Below are 3,384 nucleotides of genomic sequence, written 5' to 3'. Positions count from 1 at the left end.
GGAAAACTACCTATGTGCTCCTTATCATGGATGGAGCTATGATGCACAATCATTTGTTGAGATAGAATATGGTGATTGGTGTTCATTAATAGATAAAGAGGTTACAGTAAAAGATAGTGGTTATGAAAGACGTGTATATTTTAAAGACGAAGATAAAAATGAATACTATGTACTTTTTTATGAATTAACTAATGGAGTAGATATAAAAATAGCAGATTATAAAAAAAATAAAGATGATAAATGGGAACTTATATATATCGACACTAAAAAGTGTTTAGATAATAAAAATAATGCATAAATTATTAATTAAAATTTATAATAAGAATACATATTATTATAACAGTAATAAATATTATGATAGTTTTAAATATTATAAGGGGAGTGTTACAATGGAATATATAGAAGGTTTTGCTAACAATAAAGGAGTAAATATATACTATATAGATAACGGAATTAAAAATTCAATCAAAACACCATTACTAATATGCCCTGGATTATCTGAATGTGCAAAAGATTATATAAAGTTTATGAATAAGTTTGATGATAGACGATGTGTAGCATTGTCTTTTCGAGGAAGAGGAATAAGTGATAGTCCTAAAGGAGGATATACACTAGAAGATCATATAGAAGATATAAAAGTAGTTGTAGAAGCGTTAGAATTAAAACAATTTTGTTTATTAGGTGTATTAAGAGGCTTGTCTTATGGATTAGGTTATTCAATTTTAAATCTAGAGAAATTAAAAGGTTTAATAATAAATGAATACCCAGCTATTCATAAAGAAATTACAAATGGATGGGCAGAAGAGTCTAGACAGATATATAATGAATGTGATTTAGTTTCAATAAGTTATGAAGTTTTAAAGAGTATAGAGAAGGATTCTAAATACGTTGACTTTAGAAATGATTTAAAAAAGATTACTTGTCCAACAATGATACTAAAAGGGAATCTAGAAGATAGTCTACTAAGAAATGACGATATAGTAGATTATATAAATAATTTAAATAGTAGAAGTATAACTATTGAAAAGTTTGATAATGCAGGTCATGATATACGAATTGATGATTTTGAAAAATTATCAAAAGCAATTAAAAAGTTTTTAGAATCTCTAGATTAAAATAAAATGGCTGTACAGGGTGTCGTATTTTGCGACACCCTGTTTATATTAGCTAACTCATAGATATAATATAGTTTTTTAAGTTTTATTTAAGGTAATTATGATACCATATCAACATTAATAAAAATAAAAATCTAAGGAGGATTTTTTATGAACAAAAAACTAGTAGCTATGCTATCAGCACTATCATTATGTGTAACAGTAACAGCATGTTCAAATAATAAAGATAATACAACTACTCAAAATAATACAAAAAAGAGTATTAATATAGAATCGCTAGAAAGTGAAAGTGCTTCTAAGGCAGATACATATATAAATTTAGGAATATCAACAACTGTAGAAGGAGAAGGAGCAGTAGTTGAAAATAATAAAATAACTATTAACAAAGCAGGAACTTATAGTGTAAGTGGTAAGGTTGATGATGGTCAAATTATAGTTAATGCAGGAAAAGAAGATAAGGTTTATATAATATTAAATGGAGCAGATATTACTTGTAAAGATGGAGCGCCTATATATGTTAAACAAGCTAAAAAGGCAATAATAGCTTTAGAAGACTCTACTGAAAATAATATAACTGATGGAGAAAACTATGTATTAGAAGATGCATCAAGTGATGAACCAAATTCAGCTATATTTAGTAAAGATGACTTAACTATAATAGGAACTGGTAAACTTACAGTAAATGCAAATTATAACCACGGTATAGTTAGTAAAGATGACTTAAAGCTACAAAGTGGAAATATAGTTATAAATGCTAAGAATGATGGTATAAAAGGAAAAGATTGTATAAATATAACTGATGCAAATATAACTATAAATTCTGAAGGTGACGGAATGCAATCTAACAATGATACTGATGAAACTAAAGGTTATGTATATATTGAAGGTGGAAGTATAAATATAACTTCAGGTCAAGATGGAATACAAGCACAAACTCAACTACTTGTAGCGGATGGAGATATAACTATAAAAAGTGGTGGAGGAAGTGAAAATATTACTAAGTCTAATAATCCACTAGGATCTAATAAAGGTCAAATGCCAGAAGGAATGCAAAATGGTGAAAGACCAAGTATGCCAAGTGGAGATACACAGGGGCAACSGAATGCAAATTYTAAATGATGCAACAAATGACCAAAGCTCAGATAATGATAATACAAATACATCTAATGAATCGATAAGTGATGAAAGTATTAGTATGAAAGCTTTAAAAGCATCAACTGATATAATAATTGATGGAGGTAACTTCAATATAGATTCAATTGAAGACTCTATTCACTCTAACTCTAATATAACTATCAATGGGGGAGAATTTAAGATAGCTTCAGGAGATGATGGAATTCATTCTGATTCACAACTAGATATTAATGGAGGAACTATAGATATATCTAAATCATATGAAGGTATAGAAAGTACTATTATAAATATAAATGACGGAAATATACATCTTGTAGCAAGTGATGATGGTATAAACTCAGCCGGTGGAAATGATGTATCTAGTGAAACTGTTATGGCTGGAAATGATAAATTTAGTGCATCAAGTAATGGAGAATTAAATATTAGTGGTGGACATTTATATGTAGATGCTAGTGGAGATGGACTAGATGCAAATGGTTCTATAAAATTAAGCGGAGGAACCGTTTTAGTAGATGGACCAACTAATAATGGAAATGCAAGCTTAGACTATGATACTACATTTGATATAACAGGAGGAGTATTAGTAGCAGTAGGAAGTTCAGGTATGGCACAAACACCAAGTGATTCTTCTACTCAAAAGATATTAAATATTAACTTAACATCACAAGAAGCTAATAGTGCAATAAATATTGCATCATCAAATGGTAAGAATATATTAACATATTCACCAGCAAAATCATATTCTTCTGTAATAGTGTCAACACCAGAAATTAAGGATAACACTAAGTATACAGTATCTGTGGGAGTAGCTGTAATTGGAGAAGCTAAAGATGGACTATACTCTCATGAAAAATACTCAGGAGGAACTGAAGTTGGAAGTGAAACAATATCTTCAACTATAACAAATATTACTCAAGATGGTGCATCTGCAAACACAATGGGTGGCAAAGGAGGATTTGGTGGTAAAAGAGGGCAAAATGGTGGAAATATGATGAAAGATAATAATCAAAATACTAATTTACAAAACAATAATTTAGAAACAGTGGAACAATAAAAATAAGGCTAGGATATATATACTAGCCTTATCTTTTATATATAAATAAATTTGTTTATAATTATGAAAAAGTAATATTAA

General features: G+C 28.7%; 3 protein-coding genes. All 3 read left to right on the top strand.

Annotated features, from left to right (window positions below):
- The first annotated feature begins 389 nt into the window (after window positions 1-389).
- The 3 genes from G3997_RS05820 (at window position 390) to G3997_RS05810 (ending at window position 3,303) form a co-directional block, all read left to right on the top strand.
- Window positions 390-1,115 (top strand): alpha/beta fold hydrolase, encoded by a 726-nt coding sequence (locus tag G3997_RS05820; RefSeq protein WP_296644300.1) that lies wholly within the window; start codon window positions 390-392, stop codon window positions 1,113-1,115.
- Window positions 1,116-1,265: 150 nt separating this feature from the next.
- Window positions 1,266-2,234: a carbohydrate-binding domain-containing protein gene (locus tag G3997_RS05815; RefSeq protein WP_296644296.1), complete on the top strand. Its 969-nt coding sequence runs from the start codon at window positions 1,266-1,268 to the stop codon at window positions 2,232-2,234.
- A complete protein-coding gene (locus tag G3997_RS05810; RefSeq protein ID WP_296644293.1) occupies window positions 2,218-3,303 on the top strand; it encodes a carbohydrate-binding domain-containing protein in 1,086 nt (361 codons plus the stop codon). Before G3997_RS05815 ends, G3997_RS05810 begins: the two co-directional genes overlap by 17 nt.
- The last annotated feature ends 81 nt before the right edge of the window (window positions 3,304-3,384 follow it).

The sequence above is a fragment of the Romboutsia sp. 13368 genome, from assembly GCF_018336475.1.
Lineage (GTDB): Bacteria > Bacillota > Clostridia > Peptostreptococcales > Peptostreptococcaceae > Romboutsia.
Note: the sequence above shows the minus strand (reverse complement) of the source record. Positions and strands in the feature narration are given on the sequence as shown.

Bases quoted from the DNA above. Each gene is read 5' to 3' on its own strand.
- G3997_RS05820 (WP_296644300.1), top strand. From the start codon at position 390: ATGGAATATATAGAAGGTTTTGCTAACAATAAAGGAGTAAATATATAC.